At 66.2% G+C, this 14,124-nt stretch carries 15 protein-coding genes; 7 read left to right on the forward strand and 8 right to left on the reverse strand.

Translation table 11 applies throughout. The features are described from left to right. Positions 1–173 precede the first annotated feature (173 nt). Positions 174–2,015 carry an ATP-binding protein gene (locus tag ACRYA2_RS04770; RefSeq protein ID WP_433624768.1) on the forward strand — a complete coding sequence of 614 codons (1,842 nt, stop codon included), beginning with the start codon at positions 174–176 and terminating at the stop codon, positions 2,013–2,015. Between the two features lie 10 nt (positions 2,016–2,025). Here the strand turns inward: ACRYA2_RS04770 and ACRYA2_RS04775 are convergent, their stop codons facing one another. Together ACRYA2_RS04775 and srp19 are read right to left on the reverse strand one after the other, a co-directional pair. After that, positions 2,026–2,253, reverse strand: a complete 228-nt coding sequence (locus tag ACRYA2_RS04775; RefSeq protein WP_433624770.1) for an H/ACA ribonucleoprotein complex subunit GAR1 — start codon at positions 2,251–2,253, stop codon at positions 2,026–2,028. After that, positions 2,253–2,534, reverse strand: a complete 282-nt coding sequence (gene srp19 / locus ACRYA2_RS04780; RefSeq protein ID WP_433624772.1) for a signal recognition particle subunit SRP19 — start codon at positions 2,532–2,534, stop codon at positions 2,253–2,255. The genes ACRYA2_RS04775 and srp19 overlap by 1 nt, the downstream gene beginning before the upstream one ends. Positions 2,535–2,657: 123 nt before the next feature. On the opposite strand from srp19, the gene fen reads away from it, so the two are divergent. Further along, on the forward strand, positions 2,658–3,638 hold the full coding sequence (gene fen / locus ACRYA2_RS04785; protein WP_433624774.1) for a flap endonuclease-1: 981 nt from the start codon (positions 2,658–2,660) through the stop codon (positions 3,636–3,638). Here fen and ACRYA2_RS04790 read toward each other — a convergent pair. After that, a complete protein-coding gene (locus tag ACRYA2_RS04790) occupies positions 3,635–3,784 on the reverse strand; it encodes a DUF6199 family natural product biosynthesis protein (RefSeq protein WP_433624776.1) in 150 nt (49 codons plus the stop codon). The two genes, fen and ACRYA2_RS04790, sit on opposite strands and share 4 nt — an antisense overlap. Positions 3,785–3,813: 29 nt before the next feature. Between ACRYA2_RS04790 and ACRYA2_RS04795 the strand changes: the two genes are divergently transcribed. Together ACRYA2_RS04795 and ACRYA2_RS04800 are read left to right on the forward strand one after the other, a co-directional pair. Beyond that, positions 3,814–4,104 carry a hypothetical protein gene (locus ACRYA2_RS04795; RefSeq protein ID WP_433624778.1) on the forward strand — a complete coding sequence of 97 codons (291 nt, stop codon included), beginning with the start codon at positions 3,814–3,816 and terminating at the stop codon, positions 4,102–4,104. A gap of 153 nt (positions 4,105–4,257) precedes the next feature. Further along, entirely contained in the window at positions 4,258–4,533 is a 276-nt protein-coding gene (locus ACRYA2_RS04800) for a BolA family protein (RefSeq protein ID WP_433624780.1), read from the forward strand. Here ACRYA2_RS04800 and ACRYA2_RS04805 read toward each other — a convergent pair. From ACRYA2_RS04805 to ACRYA2_RS04820, 4 genes are read right to left on the reverse strand one after another with little or no spacing between them, the layout of a single operon-like run. Next, a complete protein-coding gene (locus ACRYA2_RS04805) occupies positions 4,530–5,696 on the reverse strand; it encodes an ABC transporter ATP-binding protein (RefSeq protein WP_433624782.1) in 1,167 nt (388 codons plus the stop codon). The genes ACRYA2_RS04800 and ACRYA2_RS04805 overlap by 4 nt on opposite strands. A gap of 39 nt (positions 5,697–5,735) precedes the next feature. Further along, positions 5,736–6,671: a carbohydrate ABC transporter permease gene (locus ACRYA2_RS04810; protein ID WP_433626018.1), complete on the reverse strand. Its 936-nt coding sequence runs from the start codon at positions 6,669–6,671 to the stop codon at positions 5,736–5,738. Between the two features lie 55 nt (positions 6,672–6,726). After that, entirely contained in the window at positions 6,727–7,725 is a 999-nt protein-coding gene (locus ACRYA2_RS04815; protein WP_433624784.1) for a carbohydrate ABC transporter permease, read from the reverse strand. 20 nt (positions 7,726–7,745) lie between these two features. Further along, positions 7,746–9,077: an ABC transporter substrate-binding protein gene (locus ACRYA2_RS04820; protein ID WP_433624786.1), complete on the reverse strand. Its 1,332-nt coding sequence runs from the start codon at positions 9,075–9,077 to the stop codon at positions 7,746–7,748. A gap of 316 nt (positions 9,078–9,393) precedes the next feature. Between ACRYA2_RS04820 and ACRYA2_RS04825 the strand changes: the two genes are divergently transcribed. After that, complete coding sequence (locus ACRYA2_RS04825) at positions 9,394–10,803, forward strand: class II fumarate hydratase (protein ID WP_433624788.1); 1,410 nt, start codon at positions 9,394–9,396, stop codon at positions 10,801–10,803. 144 nt (positions 10,804–10,947) lie between these two features. Here ACRYA2_RS04825 and ACRYA2_RS04830 read toward each other — a convergent pair whose 3' ends face one another. Continuing rightward, on the reverse strand, positions 10,948–11,895 hold the full coding sequence (locus ACRYA2_RS04830) for a hypothetical protein (protein ID WP_433624790.1): 948 nt from the start codon (positions 11,893–11,895) through the stop codon (positions 10,948–10,950). A 232-nt stretch (positions 11,896–12,127) separates the two neighbouring features. On the opposite strand from ACRYA2_RS04830, the gene ACRYA2_RS04835 reads away from it, so the two are divergent. Together ACRYA2_RS04835 and ACRYA2_RS04840 are read left to right on the forward strand one after the other, a co-directional pair. Continuing rightward, positions 12,128–12,589 carry a PH domain-containing protein gene (locus ACRYA2_RS04835; RefSeq protein WP_433624792.1) on the forward strand — a complete coding sequence of 154 codons (462 nt, stop codon included), beginning with the start codon at positions 12,128–12,130 and terminating at the stop codon, positions 12,587–12,589. Beyond that, entirely contained in the window at positions 12,586–14,055 is a 1,470-nt protein-coding gene (locus tag ACRYA2_RS04840) for a PH domain-containing protein (RefSeq protein WP_433624794.1), read from the forward strand. The genes ACRYA2_RS04835 and ACRYA2_RS04840 overlap by 4 nt, the downstream gene beginning before the upstream one ends. Positions 14,056–14,124 lie beyond the last annotated feature (69 nt).

The following is a 14,124-nucleotide window of genomic DNA, read 5'->3' on the forward strand; positions in this document are numbered from 1 at the left end:
ACCGACCCGAGACGGCCCACACGCACCGACCCGGACGCCGTCCCTCGCGTTCCTATTACCATCTCGAGAAAAACTTTCCTCCCGTAGATAGCGGAATCTGCGGTCAGTCGGCCGGTGACCCGTGCGCTACCGAAGCCCGCACCTATAAACGATTGGCGTCCCGACAGACAGCCATGGTTCCGGGTTCGACGCGAAACCCTAGCGATTACGGTCCGGTCGACGTCGACGACGTTGGCGGCAGCGTGCCCATCCACGTCCTTCACGTCGACGACGACCCGGCGCGAGTGCGACTCTCCGAAACCTTTCTCGACGAACACATCGACGACGTGAAGGTCTCCACCGACACCGACCCCTACGAGGCTCTGGAGCGACTCGACGACATCGACGTCGACTGCATCGTCAGCGACTTCGACATGGGGGCGATGGACGGGCTCGAGTTTCTGGAGTCGGTCCGGGAACGCCGGCCGGACCTGCCGTTCATCCTCTTCACCGGCAAGGGAAGCGAGGACATCGCCAGCGAGGCCATCTCGGCCGGCGTCAGCGAGTACCTCCAGAAGGGCGGCGGACCGGAGAAGTACGCGCTGCTCGCCAACCGCATCGACAACGTCGTCTCCCAGTACCGCGCCGAACAGGCCGCCGAGCGGTACCAGGAGCGCGTGAACACCGTCTACGAGCGCGTCACGGACGCCTTCTTCGCGCTCGACGCCGACTGGCGGTTCACGTTCGTCAACGAGCGCGGTCGAGAACTGCTGGACCGCGAGAAAGGAGAACTGCTCGGCAAGAACGTCTGGGAGGAGTTTCCAGAGGCGCTGAACTCCCAGTTCGAAGACGAGTACCGCGAAGCGATGACGACCCAGGAGGCGACGACGTTCGAGGCGTACTATCCCCCGCTGGACACGCTGTTCGAGGTCCACGCCTACCCCTCCGAGGAGGGGCTGTCGGTGTTCTTCCGGGATGCGACTGACGAGAACCGCATACGCCGCGAACTCCACCGCGAGAAGGAACTGCTAGAACAGGTGCTGGAGACGAGTCCCGTCGGCATCGTCGTCGCGGACTCCGAGGGCGAACTCGTGAAGGCCAACCAGCGAGCGCTCGACGTGCTCGGTCTCACGGAGGAGGAGGTCAAGAACCGCACCTACGACTCCTCGGAGTGGCAACTCACGGACGAGAACGGCAACCCGATTCCGGAGGAGGACTATCCGTTCAGCGACGTGTTCGAACGCGGCGTGTCGAAGTCCGACGTCCGCGTCGGATACGACGGCCCCGACGGCGAGTGGACCCTCCTGTCCGTGAGCGCCGCGCCGATACACTCCGCCGACGGCGACCTCGAACGAGTCGTGTTCTCGGTGGAAGACGTAACGGAGATGCGCGAGCGCCAGCAGGAACTCGAAGCGCAGAACGAACGCCTCGAGGAGTTCGCGCGAACTGTCGCTCACGAACTGCGCAACCCGCTCGACATCGCGGGGGTGCGTGTCGAACTCGAACGCCGGGAGCGCGACGCGGAACACCTGGAGGAGGCGGCGGTCGCGCTGGGTCGCATGGAGGACATCATCGCCGACCTGCTGGCGCTCGCCGAACAGGGGAAGGTCGTCGACGACCCGGAACCCGTCCCGCTCGAACGCGCGTTCGAGAACGCCTGGTCGACCGCCGGCACCGGAGCCACGTACGAACTGGCCGACGACCTCCCGACGGTGCTCGCCGACGAGAGTCGCCTGCGGGAACTGTTCGAGAACCTGGTCGGGAACGCCGTCACTCACGCCGGCGAGGACGCGACCGTTCGCCTGCTGCCGACCGAGGACGGGTTCGCCGTCGAGGACGACGGCCCCGGCATCCCGGCGTCGGAGCGCGAACGGATATTCGAGACCGGATTCTCGACGGCCGAGGGCGGCAGCGGGTTCGGCCTCTCCATCGTTGAACGCATCGCCGAGGCCCACGGCTGGACCGTCGACGCGACCGAGGCCGACGACGGCGGCGCGCGCTTCGAGGTCGGCAGCGTCGAGTTCGTCGAGGAGTAGCCGTCCGACGTCATCGTGCGTACAGTTTCAACCCGACGAGCGACGCGAGCGCAACGTCCTCCGACGGCGACACCGCGAGGTAGGGACGGTCGACCGGGCCGAACACGTCGACGACCCGGCCGACGGCGTCGAGTTGCTCGTCGACGACCTCGGTGCCGAGGTCGGGGTACTCCTCGCCGGGGGTCCGGACGACCGCCAGCCCCTGCGCGGTCCGGACCACGTCGCCGAGTTTCTGCATCAGTCGCGCAGCGCCGCCACGTACGCGGCGACGGCCTGGATGAGGTCGTTCTTCGAGGCGTCGTCGGCGTTCTTCACCAGCACGCGACCGCGAGTCTTCCAGTTCTCGCGGGAGTAGGCCTTGTCGCGCTCGACGACCGCGTCGTAACCGACCTGCTGGACCGCCTTTGCTATCTCGTCGACCGTCGGCTCGGAGACGGCGACCTCCTGCGGCACCCGCCGGCCCTCGCGCCGACTCAACTCGGCGTCGATGTAGGCGGGCCAGATGACTTTCTCGACCATACCGGAAATCGACCGCGGGGCGTTAAACGCCTTTTCGTGTCGCACGGAGGAGGTGACGACGGTCCCCGGGAGAGCGACCCGGAGCGGTAGCTTTCAAACCCCCCGACCACCTACCTCGTGGCGATGGGTAACTCCGCACTTCGCCAGATAGCGGTCCTCGAGGAGGTCGCCTTCGACGACCTCGACGGACGGCTGGTGGCGGTCGACGCGCACAACTGGCTGTACAAGTACCTGACGACGACCGTGAAGTGGACCGAAGACGAGGTGTACACGACCGAGGACGGTACCGAGGTGGCGAACCTCGTCGGCGTGGTCCAGGGACTGCCGAAGTTCTTCGAGCACGACCTGACGCCCGTGTTCGTCTTCGACGGGGGCGTGACCGACCTCAAGACCGAGGAGATAGAGAGCCGACGCGAGCAGCGCGAGAAGATGGAGGAGCGACTAGCGGAGGCCCGCGAGGCGGGCGACGAGATAGAGGTCGCGCGCCTCGACGCCCACACCCAGCGGCTGACGCCCGCCATCCACGAGACGACGCGGGAGCTGTTCGACCTGCTCGACGTGCCGTACGTCGAAGCGCCCGCCGAGGGGGAGGCGCAGGCGGCCCACATGGCCCGGAACGGCACCGTCGACTACGCCGGCACCGAGGACTACGACGCGCTCCTGCTCGGCGCGCCCCTCACGCTCCGGAAACTGACGAGCAAGGGCGACCCCGAACTGATGGACTTCGAGGCCACCCTCGACGAACACGACATCACCTGGGAGCAACTCGTCGACGTAGCCATCCTCATCGGCACGGACTTCAACGAGGGCATCGACGGCGTCGGCCCGAAGACCGCGCTGAAGGAGGTCAAAGAGCACGGCGACCTCTGGGGGGTGCTGGAGACCCGCGACGCTCACGTCGAGAACGCGGACGTCATCCGGAACCTGTTCCTCGACCCGGACGTGACCGACGACGTGGCGTTCGACGCCGAGATGGACCCCGACCTCGACGCGGCCCGCGAGTACGTCGTCGAGGAGTGGGACATCCACGCCGACGAGGTCGAGCGGGGCTTCGAGCGCATCGAGGACGCCGTCGTCCAGACCGGCCTCGACAACTGGACCTAGCGGTACCGGACCCCGCCGGACAGCACGAAGCCCGCGACCATCACGAGAGCACCCATCGCCCGCCGGAGCCGGAGATACCAGTCGCGCGGTTCGACGTTTCTCCCGGAGCCGTCTACGGTGGTCGCCGGCGATGCCGGCCAAAGCACTGAGGGGACGACGCCGAGAACGAACGCCCATGGCGGACGAACTGCAACCGGACGACGTGGAGGAGTCGATGGCGGTCCGACTGGAGTGGTCGCCGCGGGGCGGCCCGGGAGCGGGCGACGAGGCGGACGGCGAGGTGACCCGCGTCTGGCGACCCGAGGACGCGGTGCGCGAGTTCACCGTCGCGGTCGAGGACGACGCCAACCTCAACGTCTACGCCGACTACCGCCAGCCGCCGGTCGAGCGCGTCGAGACGGACGGCGACGACCCGAGCGCCGAGACCATCGGACGGCTCGACGGAATCACGCTCCTGGACGGCTGAGGGCGCCTCGAAACGGATTTTCGGGCCGACGTCGGCGGGCGGTCGAGAGTTCCCCCGGCGGCCCGTCGGCGAGCGCGATGTCGGCCGGTTCCTCGCCGCGGCGTCGCGCCCGGACCCCGTCGGCTTTTGGTCTCCGACGCGATAGCTTCCAGTATGGACGCGAACGACGTCGAACGACTCATCGAATCGGGCGTCGAGGACGCGGAAGCGACGGTCTCACAGCCGCGCGGCGTGGACGACGACGACCACCTCGCCGCGACGGTGGTCTCGCCGGCGTTCGAGGGGGAGACGCTCGTCGACCAGCACGAGATGGTGTACGACGCGCTGGGCGAGCACATGACCACCGACATCCACGCGCTGGAGCTGAAGACCTACACGCCCGACGAGTACGAACGGAAGCAGGCGGAGAACGGCGACCGAGACGCCTAGACGTTCGGGAGCGTCGTCTCGGCCGTGTCGAGGGTCCGGTTCCTGAGCGCCTCGCCGGTGTCGGCGTCGAAGAGGTGGACCGCCTCCTCGGGAATCCGGGCGACGACCGGCTGGTCGGCCTCGACGGCCCGCATCCCGTCGACGGTGGCGACGAAGGTCCGCCGGTCCTCGTCGACCCCTTCGCCGTCGGCCTCGTTCCCCTCGAACGCCAGGTAGACGTTGTTCTCGTTGCCCATCGGTTCGACCACGTCCACCACTGTGGCGAAGTCGTGGTCGCCGGCGGCGTCGGACACGAGTTCCACGTCCTCGGGGCGAACGCCGAGCGTCACGCGGTCGGCGTCGGCGACCGCCTCTGCCGTCTCGGCCGAGAGCGGATACGCGAACTCCTCGCCGACGAGCGTGTCGCCGTCCCGCTCCATCTCGAAGAAGTTCATCGACGGTTCGCCGATGAAGCCGGCCACGAACCGGTTCGCGGGTTCGTGGTACGCCTCGAGGGGCGTGCCGACCTGCTGGAGTTCGCCGTCGTCGAGGATGGCGATGCGGTCGCCCATGGTCATCGCCTCCGTCTGGTCGTGGGTGACGTACACCGTCGTCACGCCCAGGTCCTCCTGCAATCGCTGGAGTTCCGTCCGCATCTGGGAGCGGAGTTTGGCGTCGAGGTTCGACAGCGGTTCGTCCATCAGGAACACCTCGGGGTCGCGGACGATGGCGCGCCCGAGCGCGACGCGCTGTTGCTGGCCGCCGGAGAGGTCGCTCGGCTTGCGGTCCAGCAGGTCGGCAATGCCCATCATCTCGGCGGTCTCCTCGACCCGGCGGTCCATCTCGTCGGCGGACAAGTCCGTTGACTCCTCCAGTCCGAAGCGCATGTTCTCCCGCACGGTCATGTGGGGGTAGAGCGCGTACGACTGGAACACCATCGCGATGTCCCGCGTTGTCGGCGGTTGGTCGTCGATGACCGTCCCGTCGAGGCGAATCGCGCCGCTGGAGACGGTTTCTAACCCCGCGATCATCCTGAGCGTGGTCGACTTGCCACAGCCCGAGGGACCGACGAGGACGAGGAACTCCCCGTCGTCTATCTCGATGGTCGCGTCGTCGACGGCGACGATTCGGTCGCCGTCGTCGTCGAACCACTTGGTCACGCCGTCGAGCGTGAGCCTAGCCATCGTTCCGATACCTCCGTTCCGTCATGTGATTCCGTATCATCAGCTTGCAACTCCTTTTGCGAACTGTTCTCCGAACGCGATGTAGACGATGAGCGTCGGTATCGCCGCGACGAACGCGCCCGCCATCTGTAGACCGAACGACTGGATGATGCCGCCGCTCAGGTTCGTCAGCGCGACCGTCACCGGTTCCCCCGCCCCGGCACCGCCAGGGAGGATGACCAGCGCGAACAGCAGGTCGTTCCACACCTGCGTGAACTGGTAGATGAGCGTCACCGCGAACATCGGTTTCGACAGCGGGAGCACGATGTTCCGGTAGATGCTGAACACGCTCGCCCCGTCCAACCGGGCCGCCTCCAGCATCTCGTCCGAGAGGTTCCGGTAGTACGACCGGAACAGCAGGAACGTGATGGGAATCCCGTACGCGGTGTGTGCGATTATGAGGTTGACGATGTTCGCGTAGTGGGGGTGCATCAGCGGCAAACTCCACACCGGCGCGAGCATGGCCCGCGTATCGACGATGGCGAACAGGCGCGAGAGAGGCACCAACACCGCCTGGTACGGGATGAAGATGCCCGCGATGAACAGCGCGATGATAGGCATCTGGTACTTCCACTCGACGTTCGTCACTCCGTACGCCGCGAGACTTCCGAGCGTCGCCGACAGGAGCGTCGCCGGGATGGCGAGCATGAGACTGTTGATGACGCCGTGGGTCAGTTTGTCTATCGCCACCCGCCACGGTTTCAGGGTGAATCCGTCGGGCCCGGGCGGCGCGAACGGGAGCGTGCTGTTGAACGCGCTGTTCGTCTTGAAGGCGGTCATGATGGCTGACTCCAGCGGCGCCAGATAGAACCCGACGAGCGCGACCAGCACCGCGTACAGCACCAGTCGTCTCGGCCCCGCGTTTCGAAACGCGGTGACGGCCCGCTCCCTGCGGGTGTGATTCTCCGGTTCCGGCGTCGCCGGCGGACCGCTCATCGAGACCACCTGGCCGTCGTCCCCGTCCGGCACCGTCTCACCGCTCTCGTCGCGCTCATAGTTCACCTCGTCTGTACTCGCTGTAGAGGTACGGTCCGACGACGGCGAGCGCCATCAGGAATAGGATGATGGCGATGGCCGATCCGTACGCCCAGTTGTTGGACGCGAACGCCTCGCGGAACATCATCGTCGCCAGAATGTCCGCCGCGGGACCGGGGTTGTTCCCGAACATCACGTACAGGAAGTCGAACGCCTTGAGCGCGAACACCATCAGCACCACCGCCGCGCCGATGGTCGACGAGCGCAACTGCGGGATGACGACCCGTCGGTACATGCGCCACGAACTCGCGCCGTCCACCCGCGCGGCCTCGAAGTGTTCGTCCGGAATCGCCCGCAGGCCCGCGAGGTAGACGACCATCGCGTAGCCGCTGAACTGCCAGATGAGCGCGAAGATGACCGCAGCGAGCTTCGTCGTCGGGTCGCTTATCCAGTGGTGGGCGAGAAAGTCCAAGCCGAACTTCCGCAGCGAGATGTTTATCATCCCGCTCTGGAAGTTGTACATCCACGCCCACACCTTCGCCGTCACGACGAACGAGAGGCTCATCGGCAGGAGGTAGATAGTTCGGAACGTGTTCTCGAACCGAATCTCCCTGTCGACGACGATGGCGAGCATCAAGCCGACCGCCAGACAGAGCACGGTGAACGTGACCAGCAGAACGAGCGTGTTCCGTGCCGAGGCCCAGAAGTTCGGATCGCCGAACGCCCGCCGATACATCTCCAAGTCGAACGTCGCGGGGTCGTACGTCGGGAGCGTGAGCGACGCAAAGTCGGTGAACGAGATTATCAGGTTCCAGCCGATGGCGCCGTAGACGAAAAAGCCCATCAGCAGGAACGGTGGCAACCAGAACGGGATGCTCTGGACGAACTCGTTCTGGAATATCGACTCCTCCGTCTCGCGGTGCCTCTCGGTTACCGTTCCTCCGTCGGCCCGAACCTCCCGGTCACGACTCGTGTCGCGTCGGACTTTTTCCAGTGCTTCGCGTATTCCTTGCATGAAAAATCGGGCGTTGAGTCTCAGTCGGATTTGAACGCCTTGGCGAAATTGTTGTACGCCTTATCGACGTTCCAATCGGAGTTGAAGGTCGTCGCCGCGTCTTTGAGTTTCGTCAGCGTTCCGGGCTTCGTCGCCAGCCCGTGCGTGATGGACGGGGGCTGCGATTTCGAATCCTTGAACTCGTCCATCTGCCGCGAGAGGAATGGCCCGAACTTGTCCTTCGGCACGTCGGTGCGCGGCGGAATCGACCCCTTCTTGGGATTGAACCGTTCCTGCGCGTCGACCGACCCGACGTACTGGAGGAACTTCTTCGTCGCATCGGTCGTGGGGTTGTTCTTCGGGAAGGGGAACGAGTCCATGACGAGCGCATACATCCCCTTCGTGCCGGGGAACGGCGCCATGTCCCACTGCTTTTCGAACTCGAAGTTCTTCTGACTGCGGTACATTCCCGCAGCCCAGTCGCCCTGATGGATGAACGCGGCCTTGCCGTTGATGAGCTTCTTGTTCGCCTGTTGCCAATCGAGCGACCCCGCGTCGCTGTTGAAGTGCTTCTTGTACTCTTTGACCGTCGAGAGCGAGTCCTTCACCGCCTGCTGGTTCTCCTTCACCTTCCCTTCGGTGAAGGCGGTGTACGCCTGTTCACCGTGCTCGCCGAGGAGTATCATCGCCCACAGTTGGAGGGTCGACCAGCCGGACTTCGTCTGGTGAGCCATCCCGACCGCATTCGTCTTGCTCTCGACCTGCTTCATCGCATCGACGAGGTCGCTCGGCTTTTTGATGCTCTTGGAGTCGACGCCCGCCTTCTCGACGACTTCGACGTTGTAGAAGAGGTTATTGAGGCGGTGGATGTTGAGCGGTACCGACACGAACTTTCCGCCCGGTTTCGCTGCCTCTTTCGGCCCTTTCAGGTACGCATTCTTCATGTCGTTGTTCGACCAGATCGAATCGCCGATGTCTTTCAGTTTGTCCGCTTCGACGTACGGTTGCAGGTTCTTCCCCGGCCACGCCTGCCACGTGCTCGGCGGATTGCTGTTCAGGACGCGCTTCTTGATGACGGATTGGAGGTTCTGGCCCGCCCCGCCAGAGACGGGGTTGGGTTTGACCTTGACGTCGTGTTTCTTCTCGAATCCCTCGAACAGCGCCTTGATGGCCGCACCGCCGTCGCCGCCCGTCCACCAGTGTTGTACTTCTACCTTGTTTCCACCGCCGTCGCCGCCGTCGCCGCCGTCGCCGTCGCCGCTACCGCCCGAACCGCCGAGACAACCGGACAGACCGGCCATCCCGGCAGCCCCGGCGACAGCGGTCGATTTGAGATACGTACGCCGTGTAGTGTTAGAGTCGTCCTTTGTCATGGTCTACGCCTCCGAAGCGTGTACGTGGACATCAAACAGGGTCCACTTAATGATTTTTAAATTCATTCGTGAACGAGTCAATTTGCCATACTGATAGGGTAACGGGAACTATCTCCAGTTCAGGGTGACGTTGCCCGCGGTCACGGTGACGTTACCCGCCGGACGACCGCCGCGTCGAGACGACCGCTGGCTCCGGCCCGTCGAAGTCGACGACCCCTCTCGCGGCGACGCGGCGGGAGCGACCTCCGGGAGGGACCGAAGGGTCGTCGCTGCCGAGTGAGTATGATATTTATCCGTGGCGGGAGACCGCTCGAACATGAGCGACGAGGACTACCGAATCGAGGAGGACAGCCTCGGGGAGATGCGAGTACCGTCGGACGCCTACTGGGGCGCACAGACCCAGCGCGCGGTCGAGAACTTCCCCATCAGCGGTATCACCTTCGGGCGGCGGTTCGTGCGCGCGCTCGGGGTGGTCAAGAAGGCGGCCGCGCAGGCCAACCGCGACCTCGGCCTCCTCGACGAGGAGGAAGCGGACGCCATCGTCGCGGCGGCGGACGAGGTCATCGCGGGCGAGCACGACGACCAGTTCCCCGTCGACGTGTTCCAGACGGGGTCGGGCACCTCGTCGAACATGAACGCCAACGAGGTCATCGCCAACCGCGCCGCCGAGATTGCCGGCGCGGACGTGGGCGACCGGGTCGTCCACCCGAACGACCACGTCAACTTCGGCCAGTCCAGCAACGACGTCATCCCGACCGCGATGCACGTCGCCTCGCTGGAGGCCGTCGAGAAGGACCTCCTGCCGGCGCTCGACACCCTCCGGGAAGCCCTGGAAGCGAAAGAGGAGGAGTTCGACGGCGTCGTCAAGACCGGTCGCACCCACCTCCAGGACGCGACGCCGGTCCGCCTCGGCCAGGAGTTCTCCGGCTACCGCACGCAGGTCGAGAAGGGACTCGCCCGGCTCGACTACGTCCGCGACCACCTCTCGGAGCTCGCCCTCGGCGGGACGGCGGTCGGGACGGGCCTGAACACCCATCCCGACTTCCCCGAACTCGCCGCCGAGTACATCAGCGAGGAGACGGGCGTCGAGTTCCGCGAGGCCGACAACCACTTCGAGGCGCAGGCCGCACACGACGCGATGAGCGAGGCCCACGGCGCACTCCGCACGGTCGCGGGGTCGCTGAACAAGATCGCCAACGACCTGCGACTGCTCGCGTCCGGGCCGCGAAACGGTCTCGGCGAACTCGAACAGCCCGAGAACCAGCCCGGTAGCTCCATCATGCCCGGCAAGATAAACCCGGTCGTCGCCGAGGCGGTCAACCAGGTCCACAAGCAGGTCGTCGGCAACGACGCCGCCGTGAGCGCAGGCGCGGCCGAGGGGCAGATAGACCTCAACCTCTACAAGCCGGTGCTCGCGCACAACTTCCTCCAGTCCGCCGAGATGCTGGCGAACGCGAGCGAGACGTTCGCCGAGAAGTTCGTCCGGAAGCTGGAGGCCAACGCCGAACACTGCGAGGAGCAGGTCGAGGAGAGCATGGCGCTCGCCACGGCGCTCAACCCCCACATTGGCTACGACAAGGCCAGCGACGCGGCCAAGACGGCGCTGAAGGAGGGGAAGACCGTCAAGGAGGTCGTCGTCGAGAAGGGCTACCTCAGCGAGGAGGAGGCCGAAGCCGTCATCGACCCCGAGAAGATGACCTATCGCGGCATCCTCGGCGACGAGTAACGCAGCACTGCTTCTCGACTTTCACTTTCTCTCCGACCGGGGGCCGTCGCGCCCCCGGCAGCGACCGGCCAGAGCGGTTCCGAAGTCGGAGACTCGACGATTCGGCGCGCTATTGGTGGCGGCAGACGGCAGAGAAGGGGTCCGCTAGAAGAGGTTGCCGAAGAACGACAGAACCGCGTTCAGGGCGGCACCGAGGCCGTCCCATATCCTCTCGAAGAATCCCCGACTCTGGCCGCTCGCTCCGCCCGGCGTGGTCGTGGTGGACCTCGGCGACGAGGAGGTCTCCCGCGAACTCGTCTGGTCGTCGGAGTTCGAACTGGAGGTCGAGGTCTGCTTCGACGAGCCGTTGCAGCTGCCGGTCTTGATCGTCACCGGTTTCTGCATCTTCAGTTCGGTCCGGGTGGGGTTGTTCACGTTTCCGGACAGCACCTCCCACTTGTTGATCTTCCCCTCGTACGGTCCCTCGCCCGCGCTCGAGAGCGTGGCCTTCTCGTTGAACGCCGGGTGAATCTTGAACTCGAACTCGTCGCCGAGTCCGCGGTAGACCCCACCGTCGGCGCGTCCGTCCTGCCACGTCCAGTTGATGACGCTGGTCGCGGTCTTCTTGCCCTCCCAGTCGCGGTTGATGGAGTGGTCGAAGGTGTCCCTGTTCGTCGGTCCGTCGTAGCTGTCGTCCTTGACGACCCACTTCCCCTTGGCCGGGAGTCTGGTGAGACGGAACGTGACCGCGCCGCCCGAACCCGTACTGTGTAGCTTGTCGTGAATCACGACGAGGCTCAGTCCCTTCGGCCCGTCGTACAGGAACATGATGCTCGTGTTCTTGCGCTGTAGCTGCTGGGTGCCGAAGGAGGCGTACTTGTACGACGAGGGTTCCGTGTCGGGCGTCCGGTAGTCGTAGAACTGCTCGACCGGCAGTCCCTCGTACGAGAGCGGCTGTAGCGGGATGCACTTCCCGTCCTGTTCGATGACTATCTTGCTACCGTCCGACTGGCGCGCCTGGGTCGTCGAGAGCCCTCCGAGCGCCACCGTCGACGCGGCCGTCGCCGACAGGAATCGACGACGGTTAACGGTGACTGGCGAATTCCTTGGCATGGTGTCCGGCAGAGAGACGGGTCGCACGGACCTTTGTTCCACTCCGTCTGACGACCGTCAGCCACCGCGAACCGTACCGCAGGAGGCGCCTATAGCCGGCGTAGGCGAACGGTAACGGTCGACGCTGGCCTCGGTCGATCGACGATTCGGGGGTGGGTTCGGGACTGCTCGCGTTCGACCGCTTCACGCGGGATGCCGACACTTTATGCGATAGCTGTCCCGTGTCTTGGACATGGAAGCGCTCAATCCGCGCGTCCGCTTCGTCTGGTTCGCCGGGACGCTGCTGACCGCGCTCGTGCTCGGCGCGATGGCGGCGGCAGTCGACCGTTTCGTCGTCGACGTCGGCGTCTGGGTCGTCGCGGCCGTCGGAGTCGCCGCCCTCGTCTTCGGCGTCGCGTACGTCGTCCTGAAGTACCGCGTGTGGCGGTTCGAGATACGGGACGACGACCTCTACCTCGAACGCGGCGTGTTCACGCGGGTCACGACCGTCGTCCCGTTCGTCCGCGTCCAGCACGTCGACACCCAGCGCGGGCCGGTCGAGCGACTCCTCGGACTCGGCAGCGTCGTCGTCTACACCGCCGGCTCCCGCGGTGCCGACGTGACCATCCCAGGGCTGACGCCCGACCGCGCGACCGACCTCCAGCGTCGGCTCCGCAACCTCGCCATCGAGAGCGAGTCAGAGGACGCCGTATGAAACTGCACCCGCTCTCGCTGCCGTACCGGGCGGTTTCGCGCGGCGTGAGCGTCGGCTCCAGCCTGCTGTTCGCCGGACTGGCGCTCGGCGGCGTGGTGGACTTCCTGGAACCGCTCCGGGTCGCACTGCTGGCAGTGGTCGGCCTCGCCGTCGCCGTAGCCTGGGAGACGGCCTACTACCGCCGGTTCGCCTACGAACTGACGGGCGACTCGCTCGACATCGAGTCGGGCGTCCTCTCGCGGCGGCGACGCGAGATTCCGCTTCGACGGGTCCAGAACGTCGACATCCGTCGCAACGTCGTCCAACGCGCGCTCGGCCTCTCGTCGGTGAGCCTCGAAACCGCCGGCGGGGAGCAGACGGAGGCGAGCCTCCGGTTCGTGGCCTACGAGGAGGCCAAGCGCCTCCAGCGCGAAATTCAGCGGCGCAAGCGCGCCGAAGCCGCGGGCGAGGTGGACGCAGGCGACGAATCCCCGTCCGAGACGGTCGAGGCGGAACCGGAGGAGGAGCTCTACGCCATCCGGTCGTCGGAACTCGCGCTGCTGTCGGCCATCTCGGTCGAGCCGCGCGTCGTCGGGCTCGCCTTCGTCGTCGTGCCGCTGGTGACCGGCGAGTCGTCCGGCGTCGACGCCCTCGTCGGGCTGACCCAGCTCGCGCTGTCGGCGCTGGTGCTGTGGGTCGCCAGCGCGATGGTGACGTTCGCGCGCTACTACGATTTCCGGCTCACGCGCGTCGGCGACGAGCTCCGGTACGAACGCGGCCTTCTCCAGCGTTACGACGGAACGGTCCCGCTGGAGAAGGTCCAGACCGTGACGCTCCGGGAGAACCCGCTGATGCGACTCGCGGGATACGCCACGCTCGCCGTCGAGACGGCCGGCTACGCGCCAGGCCAGGGCGGCGGCGGCTCCCAGGCGGCCGTCCCGCTGGCGGCTCGTGAGCGCGTCCTCGCGCTCGCGCGCGAAGTAGAACCGTTTCGGGAGCCGACGTTCGAGCGGCCGCCGAAGCGTGCCAGACGGCGCTACGCCGGGCGGTACGCCATCGTCGTTCTCGGCCTGACCGCGGTGGCGTACGGCGTCGACCGGTTCGTCGCCGGTTTCGGCCTCTGGTACGCGCCGCTCGCGCTGCTCGCGGTCGCTCCGGTCGCGGCCCACTACCGCTGGAAGCATCTGGGGTACTCGACGGGAGACGACCACGTCGTAACGCGCATCGGGTACTGGCGGCGCGCGACGACGGTCGTCCCCTACTACCGCGTCCAGACCGTCGTCCAGCAGGCGACGATATTCCAGCGCCGGTGGCGGCTGGCGACGGTCGTCGTCGACACCGCGAGTTCGGCCCGGCTCGCGGGACGGGACGCCCGCGCCGCGGACCTGGACGCCGCGACCGCCGCGCAGTTGCGCGAATTCGTCGCCGGGCGGCTACAGGACGACCTCCGGGAGCGACGCGCCGCCGAACACGTCGCGGAGGAGTGAGCGGCGTCGTCCGGTCCGAGTCGGCGAGACGACCCAGGAAGACAACACCGATAATCCTGGGGAGCGTTG

Source organism: Halomicrococcus pelagicus, from assembly GCF_050954125.1.